Raw genomic sequence first — 16,157 nt, forward strand, 5'->3', positions numbered from 1 at the left:
ATCCGCGATGACTGCAAAGAGAAGCGTGAAGGATCTTGTATCGGCTATGACGCTGGAAGAAAAGGCAGGCCTCTGTTCCGGGCTTGACTTCTGGCATACGAAAGGAATCGAGCGACTGGGCATTCCGTCGGTCATGCTGACGGACGGTCCGCACGGGCTCCGCAAGCAGAAGGCTTCCGGAGATCATCTGGGGCTGTTCGACAGCGTGCCGGCCACGTGTTTTCCGTCTGCGGCAGGGGTTGCGAGCTCTTGGGACCGGGAGTTAATCGAGAGAATGGGCCGGGCATTAGGGGAAGAATGCCAAGCCGAGAACGTCGCCGTGCTGTTAGGGCCGGGCGCGAACATCAAACGCTCGCCGCTGTGCGGTAGGAACTTCGAATACTTCTCCGAGGATCCATACCTCTCCTCGGAGATGGCCGCCCATCATATTATTGGGGTGCAAAGCCAAGGAGTAGGGACATCCCTGAAGCACTTCGCCGCCAACAATCAGGAGCATAGGCGAATGACTTCGGATTCGATCGTGGATGAGCGTACGCTGCGGGAAATTTACTTGGCCAGCTTCGAAGGAGCCGTCAAGAAGGCGCAGCCTTGGACGGTGATGTGCTCGTACAATCAAGTAAACGGGCGCTTTGCTTCCGAGAACGAATTCTTGCTGACCGACATTCTGAAGGAGGAATGGGGCCACGTAGGATTCGTTGTCTCCGACTGGGGCGCGGTGAACGAGCGGGCCGACGGCTTGGCCGCAGGCCTCGAGCTGGAGATGCCCTCGAGCAACGGCGAAGGCGATCGCAAAATAGTGGATGCGGTGAAGAGCGGGCGACTGCCGGAAGCCAAGCTGGATGAAGCGGTCGAACGTATCTTGACCGTTATCTTCCGAGCGGCGGACAATCGCAAGCCCGATACCGCATACGATTCGGAAGCCCATCATCGGCTGGCTCGGGAAGTGGCGCGGGAAAGCATGGTCTTGCTCAAGAACGAAGGCGAGCTCCTGCCTCTTCCGAAGGCCGGACGGATCGCCGTTATCGGCGCCTTGGCCAAGCAGCCGAGGTACCAAGGCGGCGGAAGCTCGCACATCAAGCCGACCAAGCTGGAGGATATCAGCGAGGAGTTAGCCAAATCCGCTGGGGCTGCCGCCGAGATCGTCTTTTCGCAAGGCTATGACCTGAACAGCGACGCAGCCGATCCCCGATTGACGGAAGAGGCTGTCCGGACGGCGCGAGAAGCGTCGGCCGTCATCCTGTTCGCGGGATTGCCGGAACGGTGCGAGTCGGAAGGCTTCGATCGTACGCATCTGAATATCCCGGACAACCAGACGAAGCTCATACAGGCTATTGCGGCAGTTCAGAGCAATCTTGTCGTCGTTCTGAGCAACGGAGCTCCGGTGGAGATGCCTTGGCTCGGAAGCGCGCGAGCCGTTCTGGAAGCTTACCTCGGCGGCCAAGCTCTCGGTGGGGCAATTGCCGATCTGTTATTCGGCGATGCCAATCCTTGCGGCAAGCTGGCCGAGACGTTCCCGATGCGGCTCAGCGACAATCCGTCGCATTTATTCTTTCCAGGAGAAGGAGATCGCGTAGAATACAGGGAGGGCATGTTCGTAGGCTACCGCTATTATGAGAAAAAGAACCTCCGTCCGCTGTTCCCGTTCGGCTACGGGTTAAGTTATACTACATTCGAATATAGCGGACTCACCGTGAATGTACCGGAGATCGCCGATACGGATACGTTGCAGGTGACGGTGAAGGTGGAGAATACCGGCAAGCGGGCCGGCAAAGAAATCGTACAGCTCTACGTGCGGGATATCGAGAGCAGCGTCATCCGTCCGGATAAAGAACTGAAAGGCTTTGCCAAAGTATCGTTGGAGCCGGGAGAAGTAAGAACGGTCACCTTCGAGCTGGATAAGCGCAGCTTCGCTTACTATGATGTCGCCGTTCATGATTGGCGCGTCGAGACGGGAGAGTTCGAGATTCTGCTTGGCAAGTCATCGCAAGATATCGTTCTTCGCGAGACGGTGAAGGTGCGATCGACCGCATCGGTGCACAAGATATTTACCCGCAATACGACGATTGGCGACCTTATGGCGGATGAGCAAGGAGCGGTGGCGATTAGAGAACTACTCAAGCATTTGCCGTTCGCGGCCGCAAGCGGAGAAGAAGACGGCAGCTCTGAAATGATGGGGGCTATTATGAAGTATATGCCCCTGCGCGGGTTAGCCGCCTTTGGCGGAGGAGCGTTCACGGAAGAACAGTTGAATAAGTTGTTGAAGCAATTAAATGGGTAGAGCATCGGCAAAGTTTCAGTAAAGGAGATGGCCGTTATTCATTTTTCGAATCCAATATTGAGCGGATTTCATCCGGATCCGAGCATCTGCAGGGTCGGCTCGGACTATTATTTGGCGAACAGTTCTTTCGGTTATTTCCCCGGCGTTCCGATTTTCCACAGCCAGGATTTGGTCAATTGGACTCAAATCGGCCATTGTTTGACAAGGGAGAGCCAACTGCCTCTGAAGGCGAATCATCAGCTAGCCAATAGCGTCAGTTTTGCAGGCATTTATGCCCCCACGATCCGTTATCATGATGGACGCTTTTACTTGATTACAACCAATGTGTCCTCCTTCCGCAATTTTGTCGTCTGGGCGGAAAATGCGGAAGGTCCCTGGTCAGAGCCCGTCGATCTGGAGTGGGGCGGTATAGACCCTTCACTATTATTCGATGAGGGAAAAGTTTACATTACGGGAACGAGCGACTTCGGCGGCGAGCCGGAGGGCATCTATCAAGCGGAGATCGACCTGGGGACTGGCAAGCTGGTTACTGAGCGCAGGCTTATCTGGAAAGGAACAGGCGGCCGCTTTCCCGAAGGACCGCATTTGTACCGGATTCAGGACAAGTACTATTTGGTCATCGCGGAAGGGGGAACGGAATACGGCCATATGGTGACGGTAGCGAGAAGCTCCTCTCCTTATGGCCCTTTCGAAAGCTGTCCGCATAACCCGGTTTTGACCCATCGAAGCCATCCAAGTCCGATTCAGGCAACGGGTCATGCCGATTGGGTACAGGCTCACGACGGAAGCTGGTGGGTTGTCTTCTTGGGGATCCGTCCCGCGGCGCGTCGGAATTTGCACCATCTGGGCAGGGAGACGTTCTTGGCGCCAATCCATTGGTCGGAAGAGGGTTGGCCGATTTTCGGAATCAACGGACGCGTGGAATTGGAAATGGAGGCGCCCGTTTTCTGCTTGGAGCCGCAGAAGGATGACGTAAGCAGCCGAAGAGACGATTTCGACTCCGAAGCGTTGAGTCATTCATGGAATAGCTTATGGAACCCTCGGGAGGGGACGCGTTCGCTTCAGGCAAGAGCGGGATGGCTTGCGTTATATGGAACTGAAGCGACCTTGGACGATTTGGAAGCTCCGACGTTCGTAGGGCGACGACAGCAGCACTTCGAATGCCGTATCTCCGCCCTGATGGAGTTCGATCCATCCGAGGAGGGAGAGGAAGCGGGTCTTACGGCGTTTATGAACGAATCGGCCCATTATGAGATCGCAGTAACTCGAAAGAATGGGGTAAGGACGATTTTTTTCCGTCGCCGCATCGGTTCTTTGTGGAAGGTCGAACGGGAAGAGGAGCTTCCAGCCGGCGCGGTAGTGCTAGGCATTGCCGCCGATGCGGACGGCTACCAATTCACCTATGCGAATCCCGAAAGGGAGGAAGTCGCGCTGGGCAAAGGGGAATCCGCTTACCTGTCTTCGGAAATCGCCGGCGGGTTCACGGGCATCTATATTGGCATGTATGCGACGGGAAATGGAAAGCCATGTCGAACGCCTGCTTTTTTCGATTACTTTGATTATCAATCATTGATATCAGGAACTTGCAAACGCTAAGGCTATGAAGTTGCCTAAGCGGATTGGAAGACGTTGCTAGAGCAATTGTTGGAATTCCGGCTCGATGCGAAACAGAGCGCTAATGGAATGGGCCATCAACTAACTTATTCTTAAGAAATAAGATCAGGCTAGGAGCGGAGCATCACATGTCTTTTCTATACAGCATTGTCTGGTCGAGTCGCTAATCGGGCTAAGATTCGGTGGAAGAGGAATTAACCTTATGGCGTCATTCAGGGTTTCGTTGGTCTTATTCTGGTTGGTTCTTTCCTCTTTACGTATAATGCGACAAAGTCGGTAGCAATGTCAGCGGTAGCAGTGGGAATCGTACTTGCATTTGGTATTTCCATTTCATTTTGACTATAATTGGTATGCAACGCACAGAACGTCTGCGCCAGTCTGGGATAGCGGAAATCGACAAGATGGACGGCCGTAAGTTTTAGCTTTATTTGGGCCATTTGTTCAATTCTCAGGGGTATAAAACCGAAGTAACTCAAGCGGCGGGGGATTACGGCGCACGTTATTTCTCAGGGTGGATACTTAATTGTTAGGGAAACCCAATGCACTATACTAAGTTGTATGGTGGGCATACTGGCAGGCATATTGCCGAGGGGTTAGGGTGCCACGACTATATAAGAGGAGTGAGTACTAACCTTTATTATATCTCCTCATTCGGTCCGCCTTAGTGCGGACTATTTTGTTTATCGTATACGAATCACCGCAATAATGAACCAACTCCCCGTTCAGCCATACTTTACAGGTGCTTGGTTATGAATAGCTGCAGCAATTTTCTCGGATGTATCTAGCAAGAATCCGGACTTAACATCAGTCGGTCGCCTCCGGGAAGTCAGCCTTTTATTCGTCGACTGAATATATTTCTGTGTTTCGAAAATCATTTTCGCCGGAGACTTCTCTGTACGATCCTTAATGATATGGCCAAACACTTTACCGTTCTTTTCGAATACAAACATGGTTTTACCTGGTTCATCTCTTAAGGGATAATTATTAAGCACATGACACCTCCTTTTACCTGTCATATAAGAGGTAAATCCTTTATTTTGTCGAATAGTCAAAGAAAATGGAGTTGGGAGGATTAATTATGAAAAATAAAAAAATGCTAGTGTTGATGTTGCTTGTTTCTTTTATGCTTGGTGCAACTTCAGTCTCTGCGGGGACATATGTGGAAAACATTAAGGCAACAATCAATTATGCAATTACTACTGTGGTTATGGGTAAATCATTTGCTCCAAAAGATGATAAAGGCAAAGAGGTTAGGCCAATTTCTTATAACGGAAAAGTGTATGTTCCCGCTGTTCAAATTGCTAACTCGCTCGGGTTCGCGGCAAAGTTTGATCCCAAAACAAATAAACTTTCCATTGGCACAACGGACAGTAAAACCGACTTAATTAAAGGACACTATTTCGATAAAAATTATACTCAAGGTCTACCAACAACGGATGCAGACCTTTTAACAGCAAACGGGAAAACGTACAAGTCAGGATGGTTTATCCAATTACAAACGGGATTTATCTCCCAGAATATATACTTTGATACGAATAATAAGTTCCAGAAGCTATCATTCAAATCTGTTGTAAAATCAGGTGAAGAACCAATGATCGTTACTATTGAAGATAGAGACACTGGCTTAGTATTTAAGAGTATCAAGATCGACATAAATAGTGGAGTCATTTCAGGGGGAATCGATATTGGTGGAGTGAAGAACGTGAGAATTTCAGTCAGCGGATCTGGTAATCAATTAAAGTTTACAAAGGATTCACCAGGCGAATTAATAATAGCCGATTTGTTTGCCTATTAAAGATCACGAAACATTCGAATAGGGAGTACGACTAACGTCGTAACTCCCTATTTTGATGTAAAAGTCGCCGTATGAGGGCGACCCACTGCGGTTTACTTCTTGTACTAGTAGGTTCTGTTATCTTGATCTTTCTACCGGGAGCACACGTTGGTGGAACTACCTTCCCTGTTACCACCGTCACTTCTGTTTTACTTGGATTGCCTCCGCGAGGATCTACCTCCCTCACGATACCTTGTGCCATTCTAAGCGGCGTAGTGAGCAAAGTACCTGCCCATAACAATAAGGGCGTTGAATTCGATGGTGGTATCTTAATTATGGTTTTTTTCTATTATCCAAGTATTTCTGTAATAATTTATTTTCTGTCGATTAATATTTACTCATAATATCATTCGACAGATGGGGATGCGGTAGCTGCGGGAATCGTGTTTGCATTTGATGTTGCCATATTTAGGCCAGTTGTTTAAGTCTCAGGGGTATAAAACCGAAGTAACTCAAGCGGCGGGGGATTACGGTGCAGATCTCGTAATATCCAATCAAACGAAGAGGGTCGTCATCCAGGCCAAACGATATAGCAAGAATGTCGGTCTAAAAGCGGTTCAAGAGATATATACAGCAATTGCTCATTACAGTGCTTCCGAAGGATGGGTTGTTACAAATAGTGATTACACTGATCAAGCATTCACTTGCGAAGTCAAACGGCGTTCGTCTGATTAACCGTGAGCAGCTAATAGAGATGATGTTGAAAATGAACACGCCTACCAAAGTAGCAGCCGCATCTGGAGTTGCACCAAAGAAGCAGATGTCAGCAACTAACAAGAAGGTAGAGAAATGCGCACAATGCGGCGGAGATTTACTCAAACGGAAGAGTAGTAAAGGCGAAGTCATTGCTTGCTCTAATTATCCTATATGCAAAATGTCCAGTCAATTTCTCAGATAAAAAACCACGTATGGAGAATTAACGGGTCCTGTACCCATGATCTGCTTTGAGCATAAGCGATTCGTCAATTAATATACAAATATGCTGCAGCTGTTGATGAATTAAGCTTTTTGTCGGATGAAAATCGCGATCTGCTTCCTGGATATGCGCGAAAATTGAGCAAGTAGAATTCACATACAGGCAATGGATCGAAAGTAAGAAGAGCGTTGCTCAGATACTGATGCTACAAAGTATGGTATCATTGGTTCTTTCTATGCAAGAACAAATGGGGGCGATCGAGGAACAGATGCGTCGGCTAGCGCAAGAATTGCCGGAAGTGGAGCTCGTAAAGAGTATTCCGGGCGTAGGCGATAAACTTGCTGCAGCCATTGTTTCGGAAATCGGGGATGCGCAACAGTTCGAGGATCCAAAGCTACTCGTGGCATTTGCGGGGTTAGACCCAGGAGTCTCAGGACAATTTGTAGCCACCAGTAACCGAATAACCAAGCGAGGCTCTAAACGATTGCGTAAAGCGTTGTATTTAGCTGTTCAATGTGGACTCAGGAGAAATACGAACGAGGGGATAAGGGAGTATTACGATAAAAAAAGACAAGAGGGCAAGCCCTACAAGGTGACCGTGATTGCTTGCGCAAACAAGCTATTGCATCACGTGTAGCCATCTTGAAGAAGAGCAAGCCCTACCAAGCATAAACCATAATTAACCAACACCCTCCAATGCAATGGAGGTTATTTGGTGTGCAGTGAAAATTATACCAGCAACTTGTTGTTGGGCCAAGACACCAATGCTTGACAAACATTAGCTGGTTTTATTTTGTTGAGATGTTGCTACTTATTTCTCACATAGGCTTAACCCCTAGTCATCTTCGAAGCAGGTTCTTCCAAAAGCAGGAAATACGAAAAAAATGTCGTAAATAGTATATAAGTTACAGGTAAAGTGAGGTTTAAAGATGACTGCAGATCATTCTGCCTCTGGACAAGCATTAGGATATGTATATCAGTTTGATCGTGCGACTCATAGACTATTCCAGTCCGGGGTAGATGTAGTCGAAGTCGGGATTGAAGACATTGATGATGTGAGTGTCCATTATGATGGGGGAAAAGAGATCAGGGAACAGGATAAATCTACGGTCAACTCTGGTTCTCCCCTATCGGATAGAGGCGTAGCATTGTGGAAGACTCTACATATATGGGCTGAGTTAATTAAAGGTAGCCCTGCCGTATTGAAAACGACAGAGTTTCATCTTGCTACGAATGGATCACTCTCGGCTAAATGTCTTGCGAGACGGATCAACGACGCGATTGAGAAGAAGTCAGCTAAGGTTATTTGTGACGAATTACGGACTATGATTCCGACTCTAAGGGAAGATTTAGTTCCTTATGGAAAAACTCTAAACAAGCTTAATGATGAACAGTTATCTAGTATGATTATACAGGTTTCTGTCTTTGATAAGATTAGCTCTAGATTTGGAGGAGATCTCGAAGATCTTCAGGCTCTTAGAGTATTTGAGTCAGGGCTGAAAGTCGGACTTTTTGATCAAATGAATGGTTGGGTAAGACGTAAGATTAGAGAATTAGTTGAAAGCGGACAGCAGCCACGAATTACTCGAGCCGATTTTGATAAAGAACTACAAGGACTTTTCAGGAAAGTAACAGTGGCTCGATTATCTGCAATAATCGAGCCATTTGATATGGACGTCGATGTAAGTGAATATGTATTCCACGGTTTCGTTAAACAGCTAGATTGGATTAATGTGGATGAGGATTTGATCAGGGAAGCTATTCTGAACTATTTGCATGCTCAAGACACCCGCATAAAATGGTCAGATAATAATGCGGTTTCTGAGACAACCCTTTTGCAATATGAGATGGACTTGCGAAAATCCTGGGAAACAGCAAGTAGACGCGCATACAGACAGTCCTTCCCTTCAGACCAACTAAAGGGGCAAGAGTGTTTGGATTTAACTTTAGAGCAAAACACATTCATCCATAATGAGATTATGCCAAAGTCAATTTCCTGCGGCAATTTCCATGCCTTAGCTCATTTCACCGAAGATCAGGAGCCAGTTATTGGTTGGCATCCTAGTTTTAAATCCTTATCGAAGGGAAAACCCTAAACCATGAACGGAACACTTCTACGTGAGTATGAAATAATGCAGAACCCAGCTCTTGGGGCTAATGCGCTTTGGGCATATACCCAGGGGTTCATTTCACGACCTGCAGAAGAATTACAACCCATTACTTTGTGGCACTTTATCAGTGTTCTCCCCTTGGTATTTCAAGATACCAGTCGAAAAATGATCTTAAAACGAAAACAGTCTTCTGGATTACGTTCGATACTTGATCGGGACACAGCTAGTTCGGTAGCCCAGAATGAGTCGATCTTTAATATTGATAATCGACTAAAGGCAATGGAGAACAGAACGTACCGCTCCCTGAACGTAGCCATTGCGTGTAAACTGATCACTTTTGAAGAAGGTTACTTTTCATCCGATGTTCCCTTCAAGTTCTCTAAGAATGTATCAGATGAAACTAAGGCTGTATTAAAAGCAGCCAATAAATTAGGGGCATGGGCTGGGAGTATGACAGTATTTGAATATCTGACAATTCTAGGAGTGGAGCCACTAAAATGAATTTTGCAATTTTGAAAATTATCATATGGTCTAGAGATCCGAACAAAACTCCACGTATACTTAATTTTGAACCAGGAGCGATTAATTACATCACGGGAGCGAGTCGAAGCGGAAAATCAGCCATTATAGAATTAATCGACTACTGTCTCGGATCGGGAGGCTGTTCGATCCCTAAAATTGGTCCAATTCGACGTACATCAGCATGGTATGGGTTACTTTTTAGCACGGTAGAGGGAGAAAAGTTATTTGCGCGTAGAGATCCGGGTGACCAGAACTCCACTGATGATTATATGATCATTGAAGGGGTAACGGTTCTGGCTCCGGGCGTTCCTGAGAAAAATGCAAATCGAGAAAATGCTAAGGGCATCTTAGAAAAGTTGTCGAAAATACCCCAATCGAACTCGGATTTTAATGAAACGGGTAGTGGTTTTAAGGGTAGAGCATCTATTTCTGATATGACCGCTTTTATGTTTCAGCCACAGCGTATAGTTGCTAATAACGAGACAATGTTTTTTGAAGCTGATGTTGAAGAACATGCAAGAAAGTTACGTGAGATCTTCCCTTTGGTATTAGGGGTAGTCGATGTTGAAACCTTGATAAAACAACATCGCTTACAAGAGGTTAGACGGTTAATTGAACGGAAACAGCGGCAACTTGAGGCATTAAAAATTAATATCGAGAATTTCTCAGGTGAAGTACGAGGAAGATATATAGCCGCGGCCCAGTATGGTTTGGTTATTTCTATTAAAGTAGATGATTCGAATACTCAAGTCTTGTTTGAGCGACTTAAAGATATCGTGTCTAATTGGAAAAAAGATTCGACATACTGGGATTCGGATGGTTACCATATCAATTCCGAGAGACTTTCATGGTTACGTGAACAAGAAGCAACACTAAATTCTGAGATTACAACATTGAGGTTGAGGTTTACTCAAATAAGAGAGCTTTCTTTGGCAAGAGCAACTTCAGAAATTAACATCTTTAGAAAAAGGGACAGGCTCTCCTCAACTTCATGGCTTGTGGAACGACTTAGTCATGATTATACGTGTCCTTTATGCGGAAAAAACAGTGATTCGCCATCGAAAGAGTTGATAAAGTTGGTTGAATCAACCCAGAAGGTAGAGGCTCAATGGAAAGCTGTTGAACTTGTTCCACCAATGTTGGATGCAGAAGAAGTAGGCCTTAAGAAGCAGATTTCAGTTAAAGAGTCTGAACTTCGTCAAGTTAGGTCTGAACGCGAGTATATACAGGAAGAAACAAAAGAAATGCAGGCTACCAGAGAGCAACGCGCAATGTTTGTAGGCAGGACATCTGAGTTTATAAATCTTCATGAGTCTCTGACGGATGAAGGGGGATTCTCTAGTGAAATAGCCTCTTTGAAAGAAGAAGAGGCTAAGTTGCTGAAAGAAGTTGATTATGAAACCTTTGTTCAAAGAAAAGAAACGGCACTCTTTAAGTTCTCGAGATTTGCCGGTCATTATGGCAATATCCTGGATCTTGAGACTGGTGACGATCTGATTCAGCTTGATACCAATAAATTAACAATTCGGGTAATTAATGATATGGGCGGAGCGGCATGGTTGCGTGAGATTGGAAGCGGTGCTAACTGGCTTGGATATCATGTGGCAACATTGTTAGCCCTACATGAACTATTTATTAGCCAAGAAATCCCTTATGTCCCGAGCCTTTTAGTTATTGATCAACCGAGTCAAACTCACTTCCCAGATAATACGGAAGAGGATTCTGAGAATGAGGAATTACAAGCAGTAAATAAAGTTTTCCAAGCATTGTCTTCGGGTATAAAGAGAACAAATGGAGCGTTACAGGTTATAGTTAGTGAACATGCAGGCCAAAGTGTTGTGGACGGTCTTGAAAACGTACATCTTGTTGAGAGATGGCGTAAGGGACGGAAGATGATACCTTGGCATTGGAGTAAAGAAATGGATGCAAAAATGATTGGTAAAAATGCTCAATATGCAATAGAAGATTTATTCGAATCACACATTGATCCTTCATGTAAGAAGGCAATTGGAGAAGAATATTTCGAAATTAGCATTAAAGATGCCTTATTTAAAGAAGAAGGAATCGTTTTTAATGCCTACGCAGAAACCTTAGAGAGAAGGACGATTGAACTTGCTGGATTAATTGATTTTGACTTAAATGTAAGTTTCTTTCATTCATAAAATTCAATGTACGAGAATTAGCAATTTCTTTGGAAGCTGCGTCATAACTAATATAGAGCTGAAATAGGATCAGCCCCAAAATACTGGCGTGAAATCCATTTTTCATCCAGTAGAAGCTGCTAATATCAAAAGGCTGAGAAATAAGCTAAGACGGTTTAATTGGCTAAATCTCCAATTCTAGAAAAACCGGGCTGGAGATAATGTTGGAATGATGCTTCGACCTCGAGCTCAGGTGTCGGGTAATAGTGTTAATCAGGAGACTCGTCTTTAGATAAGCCTTCCTCCAGTTGGGTGATGGTGGAAATCTTACAGTTTGGTAGTATACGTCTGTGACTCAAAACCTTGATTGGCTCTATGCCTTTCAAGGTTTCTTTCTTTACCTTATTTTCTCCTATTTCCTACATCCTTTGAACGTCCGAAAATCGAAACTCACAAGTTACAATGCGAAATTAAAATGTGAATGAGCACAGATGTGAACAGGAGAGCCGATTCCTCGAAATTAGCTTGCAATATTTTGCGAAAGTGTGAAGCATGGAGCGGCAGGACAAGTCGGCGACTGTGCGAAAAGAGCGGAAAGCCTAGAGAAAATCGTTGTCTAATGAACCGGATGAATAACGATGGAATATAAAGTGAAAGTGGATGGGGACATCCGACAGAAGGTAAACTTTCTTGCGTCTTCTAAAGATGCTTTCAAGTTAAAACACGTTGGTAAGTTGTATGCCCTTAGTAGGGCACGAGAGGTTCGATAAGGGGGGAGCTACGAGAGTGTGGAAAATTACTATTCATCTGAATTTGTCGGAAAATTGTTGCGAGGTTTAGGGCAATTCAGTAAACCCCTTCTAATTCGTCTTGGTTATTTACAGGAGAATCTTTCTCTCTTACGGGCATTTGGGTTCGAAGACGGCGTAGACCATATCGTTTCTTCTAATAAAGAGAAAATGAAAGCGAAAAATCAGTGTTATGTATTTGAACTCAAGGAAGAATTCAAGGAGGTAAATGTTTAACTTCTCACTGACCTAGTAACGTAGTATGTTATATTTTTGATCAAATCTGGAAACTATGAAAGGAACTAAATTAAAGGAGTAGAAAAGATGTTATTGAGTCGTTTATATCCTTTACCCGATGAAGGTTTTTTTAGCTATGCTATTCGGATGGCCAAAGAAAATCGCTATGAGAATCTGAGTGTTTTTTATAGGGATCTAAAGTTAAAATATGACAAACGAATGACTAATCCAAATATAATAAAATTAGATGGTAACCACTTGGATGGTATGTTATGTCAATTAGGTCCTCACGTGGTTTCAATGAGTAATTTTATGTACCAAACAAACTTAACTTCAATAAATAGCTATAATGTCGAAGTTTACGGAAAGACATTTCAACAACATCAAATAATTAAAAATAATCCTAAATTTTGTCCATCATGCATGCTGGACAAATGTTATATTCGGAATATTTGGCAACTTAAAACCATCAGTACATGTCATGTCCACGGATGCATGCTAGTGGATATTTGCCCATGCTGTTCAAAACGATTTAAATGGAATGAGAATCTATTGGAGGGCTGCGATAATTGTCATGCATCTTGGTCTCAAATTGCATGTAAAGGGTTAATCCAAGTAACTAAAGATGAATCTTTGCTAACTAGGTTATTATGCTCAAAAATCGGTTTATTAGAGGTGCCTGGAGATATTCAGTTCTCTGAATCCGTTTGTGAGTTGGATTTTGAATCTATAATAAACCTAATTTCATTAATAGCCTGGACAATTCCAGGCTCACAAACGTTTAGACAAATGATTCATGTGGACCAGAAGGAGAATCAAATGACTCATGATCTCCTGTTAAAAGCGGTTAATGTTTTTAAGGACTGGCCCAAAAAATTTAATGATCATTTATTGAGTTTGTATGATGAAGTTAAAACTTATTCTATAGGTACGGAAAGGACAGTTAATTCTAGGATAAAAACCACAGTATTTGAACGGAAACTCTTTGGGGAGTTTTATAAGAAGATCTATAAAAACTTTTCCAGTTCTCAATTTTATTTTGTTAGAGAAGCTTTTGAACATTTTTTATGCCACAACTGGGATTTAGTTTATGGGAAAGGTTTTCGTAAATTTGACATGGAAATGCTCCCGTTTTATACCACGACTACATTGCAGCGGAAGTATGCAATTTCAGGCAACAGATTAAGGAGCTATGTCGAAGGAGGTTATTTAAAAGCAGTTGAAGTTACATTCAAAAATAAAAAGGTAATGCTAATTCAAAAAGAGAGTGTAAGGGCATTGATGGAAGTGTATTCAAAGAGTGTGAGTATGGAAGAAGCAAGAAACATACTTGGAATACATCGTAATAGTTTGTTGATTAATCTTCACTATGCCGGGTGTATTAAAGCAGTTCGTGGTCCAAAGATTGATGGATTTGGCTATTGGAGATTTGATGCGGGCAGCATAAATAATACTTTAGAATGCTTTGAAACAAGCATGATAAAGAAAGAAGTCTCAAATCAAAAGATGGTCAATTTCAAAAAAACAAGTACAAATATTAATGGTTACCATCCTACTTATTCAGAAGTGATAACTAAGGTGCAAAATGGGGAATTGAAACCATGTGGTAAAAGTATTCACCTTAAAGGATTGAACCAATATTACTTTGATAGGAAGGATTTAAGGGATGCATTTTGCCAAGAGATAGAAAGTGTTAACCAGTTTGAAGTCTCATTACGTAAGGCTGCTCAGATATTGAAGATGGACAGTAAGGATTTATCTTTTTTATTAGACGAGGGTTATTTAACTTTTAATGTTAAACATAAAAGATTTAAGTTTATCAAGCTAGATGATTTAATGAATTTTAAAAAAGAATATGTCTGCCTCGGTGAAATTATTAGAGAAACAAATGCGAATAATAATAGACTTCTAAAGTTACTTGTGACTAATGGGTATAATTCCATCACCGGGAAAAAGGAAGAAGAGAGGCATATTTATCTTTTTAAGCGGAGCAAAGAACTTGAAGATTTTATTAACAGCCATTTCGGTTGAACTCAAATATTAGCTTTTTTACTAAAAGCAAAAAGAACAATTGTCAGAAAACACCGGAAACAAAACACGGGTCAACCCATTAAAGTCGTTGTATACATTGTTCATCTATTATTTAACCGGTTGAAGATTATGAACTGAAGTTTTTTCAATGTGGTAGAGTTGGTCTGGATGGAGGTCATGAATATCTAAAAAGAATTGGCTTAATAGAGGACTACGAAGAACTATCGCGTGTAATCCAAGTTAATGAATAATGAAAATTACATCTGATTGAGATTCCTCATAATATGATAAGCATTCTGGCTTAAAATATAAGTGATAAATTGCTCAGTGAATTATTATTCATTATAGAGTATTTAGAAGGAGACTATAGTCATGAACTTTATTATAAATAAGGAAATGCAAGAAAAAATAAAAAATTGGGATTCATGCAATGCAGTTGATGTGGCAGGCGCTAAGTTTACATATACATTCATTCCCACAGGCCTGGGATTAGTAATTAAGGTACAGTGTGATATTTGTAAAAGGACATTAGACCTTACTGATGATTTTCTAAAGTGAAACTTTTGAGAAAACTTTCTAAGTATTACAAACGGCATCAGCTTTTGAATTTATCCGTAAACTTACGTTTATGCTGAGTATATTGATCTGCTCCTATCTGATCCATCTAACTTCTTCGGTTAATTGTTCAGCAATTCTATAAAAGACCATCGTAGCTTCCAATTATATTTGGAAGCTTTTATTTTTCTGATGTATTACTTTTACCAAATTTGGTGAGAATGATTGCTAGAAAGATGAAAAAAGAGAGGTGAACAACAAATGCAAGAAGTTGTTGCAAGGAAGATTGGTCCCAAACGGAAGGGGTTTAGAGGTAAAGAACCGTTTCTAAAATCAGGAGATATGGTTTACTGGGACAGTTACTTAGAGAGGGATTATATTCGGTTAGCTGACTTCGATTCGACTGTCGAAGAGATTTACTTCCAACCCGTGTGTATCAGGTATACCTACAAGGGAAAAACGTACCGCTATTACCCGGATTTCAAAATCATCTCCCTGGATGGACACGTGACCATCGTAGAGGTAAAACCCAGAAAATATCTACAGCACCCTAAAAACATCGTGAAGTATGAAGTAGGGAGGCTCTTTTGCGATGAAAAAGGCTGGACATTTGTAATTATAACGGACGAAGAGATTCGTCCTGGTTACTTACAGAATAACCTTGCAATTCTAAGGGCTTATGGGTTCGAAGATGGTGTTGAGCATATCATTTCCTCCATTAAGGAGAAAATGAAAGAGAAATGCCAATGCTACGTGTTTGAACTCAGGGAAGAATTTATGGATGTTTCGGACCATGAGTTCTTTGTTGCACTGTATCGTTTGATCTATATGGAAGATCTCCTGACGGATCTTATTGCATCTCAGCTTACAGAGGAGTCTTTTATTAAAATTAATTTAATGGATGGTGACTTTTTATGAAAAAAAGTTATAACGGGCAAGTTGCTGAACTTGATACCATAAAACTCGACTTATTCATTGAGGATGAAAAAGAGCATTTCCGGCCGACGATTATTCTCGCAGTGGATCAATTTACACGAAAAGTTGTAGGTCAATGTATCTCCCTAAGCACACCGGATCAAGCTCGAATAAAGGAACTTCTGCAAAACATTACATCGAAAGGGGATGTGTAA

General features: G+C 43.1%; 15 protein-coding genes and 1 pseudogene. 15 read left to right on the plus strand and 1 reads right to left on the minus strand.

Annotation, left to right across the window (positions count from 1 at the left end; translation table 11 throughout):
* The first annotated feature begins 7 nt into the window (after positions 1 to 7).
* Both D7Z26_RS06315 and D7Z26_RS06320 read left to right on the plus strand, forming a co-directional pair.
* Entirely contained in the window at positions 8 to 2,278 is a 2,271-nt protein-coding gene (locus tag D7Z26_RS06315; protein ID WP_120975213.1) for a glycoside hydrolase family 3 C-terminal domain-containing protein, read from the plus strand.
* 27 nt (positions 2,279 to 2,305) lie between these two features.
* The gene (locus D7Z26_RS06320; RefSeq protein ID WP_120975214.1) at positions 2,306 to 3,874 is read left to right on the plus strand and encodes a glycoside hydrolase family 43 protein; all 1,569 of its coding nucleotides are present in this window, start codon (positions 2,306 to 2,308) and stop codon (positions 3,872 to 3,874) included.
* A 740-nt stretch (positions 3,875 to 4,614) separates the two neighbouring features.
* Here the strand turns inward: D7Z26_RS06320 and D7Z26_RS06325 are convergent.
* A complete protein-coding gene (locus tag D7Z26_RS06325; RefSeq protein ID WP_199731670.1) occupies positions 4,615 to 4,884 on the minus strand; it encodes a hypothetical protein in 270 nt (89 codons plus the stop codon).
* An 86-nt stretch (positions 4,885 to 4,970) separates the two neighbouring features.
* Between D7Z26_RS06325 and D7Z26_RS06330 the strand changes: the two genes are divergently transcribed.
* The 13 genes and pseudogenes from D7Z26_RS06330 (at position 4,971) to D7Z26_RS06385 (ending at position 16,157) form a co-directional block, all read left to right on the plus strand.
* Positions 4,971 to 5,687, plus strand: coding sequence for a stalk domain-containing protein (locus D7Z26_RS06330; protein WP_120975216.1), 717 nt, complete (start codon positions 4,971 to 4,973; stop codon positions 5,685 to 5,687).
* 435 nt (positions 5,688 to 6,122) lie between these two features.
* Positions 6,123 to 6,401, plus strand: a complete 279-nt coding sequence (locus D7Z26_RS27700; RefSeq protein ID WP_233566689.1) for a restriction endonuclease — start codon at positions 6,123 to 6,125, stop codon at positions 6,399 to 6,401.
* Between the two features lie 85 nt (positions 6,402 to 6,486).
* Complete coding sequence (locus D7Z26_RS27705; protein WP_233566691.1) at positions 6,487 to 6,624, plus strand: topoisomerase DNA-binding C4 zinc finger domain-containing protein; 138 nt, start codon at positions 6,487 to 6,489, stop codon at positions 6,622 to 6,624.
* A 121-nt stretch (positions 6,625 to 6,745) separates the two neighbouring features.
* Positions 6,746 to 7,314, plus strand: a pseudogene (locus tag D7Z26_RS06345) (transposase); the annotation flags it as partial.
* 257 nt (positions 7,315 to 7,571) lie between these two features.
* Positions 7,572 to 8,738, plus strand: a complete 1,167-nt coding sequence (locus tag D7Z26_RS06350) for an ABC-three component system protein (RefSeq protein WP_120975219.1) — start codon at positions 7,572 to 7,574, stop codon at positions 8,736 to 8,738.
* A 3-nt stretch (positions 8,739 to 8,741) separates the two neighbouring features.
* Positions 8,742 to 9,254, plus strand: coding sequence for a three component ABC system middle component (locus D7Z26_RS06355; protein ID WP_120975220.1), 513 nt, complete (start codon positions 8,742 to 8,744; stop codon positions 9,252 to 9,254).
* Positions 9,251 to 11,437: a DUF3732 domain-containing protein gene (locus D7Z26_RS06360; RefSeq protein ID WP_120975221.1), complete on the plus strand. Its 2,187-nt coding sequence runs from the start codon at positions 9,251 to 9,253 to the stop codon at positions 11,435 to 11,437. Before D7Z26_RS06355 ends, D7Z26_RS06360 begins: the two co-directional genes overlap by 4 nt.
* Before the next feature lie 767 nt (positions 11,438 to 12,204).
* The gene (locus D7Z26_RS06365; protein ID WP_120975222.1) at positions 12,205 to 12,441 is read left to right on the plus strand and encodes a hypothetical protein; all 237 of its coding nucleotides are present in this window, start codon (positions 12,205 to 12,207) and stop codon (positions 12,439 to 12,441) included.
* Between the two features lie 87 nt (positions 12,442 to 12,528).
* The gene (locus D7Z26_RS06370) at positions 12,529 to 14,472 is read left to right on the plus strand and encodes a TniQ family protein (protein WP_120975223.1); all 1,944 of its coding nucleotides are present in this window, start codon (positions 12,529 to 12,531) and stop codon (positions 14,470 to 14,472) included.
* Positions 14,473 to 14,606: 134 nt separating this feature from the next.
* Positions 14,607 to 14,723 (plus strand): DUF7695 domain-containing protein, encoded by a 117-nt coding sequence (locus D7Z26_RS28155; RefSeq protein ID WP_456064392.1) that lies wholly within the window; start codon positions 14,607 to 14,609, stop codon positions 14,721 to 14,723.
* 121 nt (positions 14,724 to 14,844) lie between these two features.
* On the plus strand, positions 14,845 to 15,030 hold the full coding sequence (locus D7Z26_RS06375; RefSeq protein ID WP_120975224.1) for a hypothetical protein: 186 nt from the start codon (positions 14,845 to 14,847) through the stop codon (positions 15,028 to 15,030).
* Positions 15,031 to 15,288: 258 nt separating this feature from the next.
* Positions 15,289 to 15,945: a TnsA endonuclease N-terminal domain-containing protein gene (locus D7Z26_RS06380; RefSeq protein ID WP_120975225.1), complete on the plus strand. Its 657-nt coding sequence runs from the start codon at positions 15,289 to 15,291 to the stop codon at positions 15,943 to 15,945.
* Positions 15,942 to 16,157, plus strand: coding sequence for a hypothetical protein (locus D7Z26_RS06385; RefSeq protein WP_120975226.1), 216 nt, complete (start codon positions 15,942 to 15,944; stop codon positions 16,155 to 16,157). The genes D7Z26_RS06380 and D7Z26_RS06385 overlap by 4 nt, the downstream gene beginning before the upstream one ends.

Source organism: Cohnella endophytica (assembly GCF_003628305.1).
Lineage (GTDB): Bacteria > Bacillota > Bacilli > Paenibacillales > Paenibacillaceae > Cohnella > Cohnella endophytica.

What these genes read in the sequence shown, in the direction of transcription:
- D7Z26_RS06380 (WP_120975225.1), top strand. Translation starts at nt 15,289, where the DNA reads ATGCAAGAAGTTGTTGCAAGGAAGATTGGTCCCAAACGGAAGGGGTTT.
- D7Z26_RS06360 (WP_120975221.1), top strand. Translation starts at nt 9,251, where the DNA reads ATGAATTTTGCAATTTTGAAAATTATCATATGGTCTAGAGATCCGAAC.
- D7Z26_RS06355 (WP_120975220.1), top strand. Translation starts at nt 8,742, where the DNA reads ATGAACGGAACACTTCTACGTGAGTATGAAATAATGCAGAACCCAGCT.
- D7Z26_RS06385 (WP_120975226.1), top strand. Translation starts at nt 15,942, where the DNA reads ATGAAAAAAAGTTATAACGGGCAAGTTGCTGAACTTGATACCATAAAA.
- D7Z26_RS27705 (WP_233566691.1), top strand. Translation starts at nt 6,487, where the DNA reads ATGTCAGCAACTAACAAGAAGGTAGAGAAATGCGCACAATGCGGCGGA.
- D7Z26_RS06315 (WP_120975213.1), top strand. Translation starts at nt 8, where the DNA reads ATGACTGCAAAGAGAAGCGTGAAGGATCTTGTATCGGCTATGACGCTG.
- D7Z26_RS06370 (WP_120975223.1), top strand. Translation starts at nt 12,529, where the DNA reads ATGTTATTGAGTCGTTTATATCCTTTACCCGATGAAGGTTTTTTTAGC.
- D7Z26_RS06320 (WP_120975214.1), top strand. Translation starts at nt 2,306, where the DNA reads ATGGCCGTTATTCATTTTTCGAATCCAATATTGAGCGGATTTCATCCG.
- D7Z26_RS06330 (WP_120975216.1), top strand. Translation starts at nt 4,971, where the DNA reads ATGAAAAATAAAAAAATGCTAGTGTTGATGTTGCTTGTTTCTTTTATG.
- D7Z26_RS27700 (WP_233566689.1), top strand. Translation starts at nt 6,123, where the DNA reads ATGTTGCCATATTTAGGCCAGTTGTTTAAGTCTCAGGGGTATAAAACC.
- D7Z26_RS06350 (WP_120975219.1), top strand. Translation starts at nt 7,572, where the DNA reads ATGACTGCAGATCATTCTGCCTCTGGACAAGCATTAGGATATGTATAT.
- D7Z26_RS06375 (WP_120975224.1), top strand. Translation starts at nt 14,845, where the DNA reads ATGAACTTTATTATAAATAAGGAAATGCAAGAAAAAATAAAAAATTGG.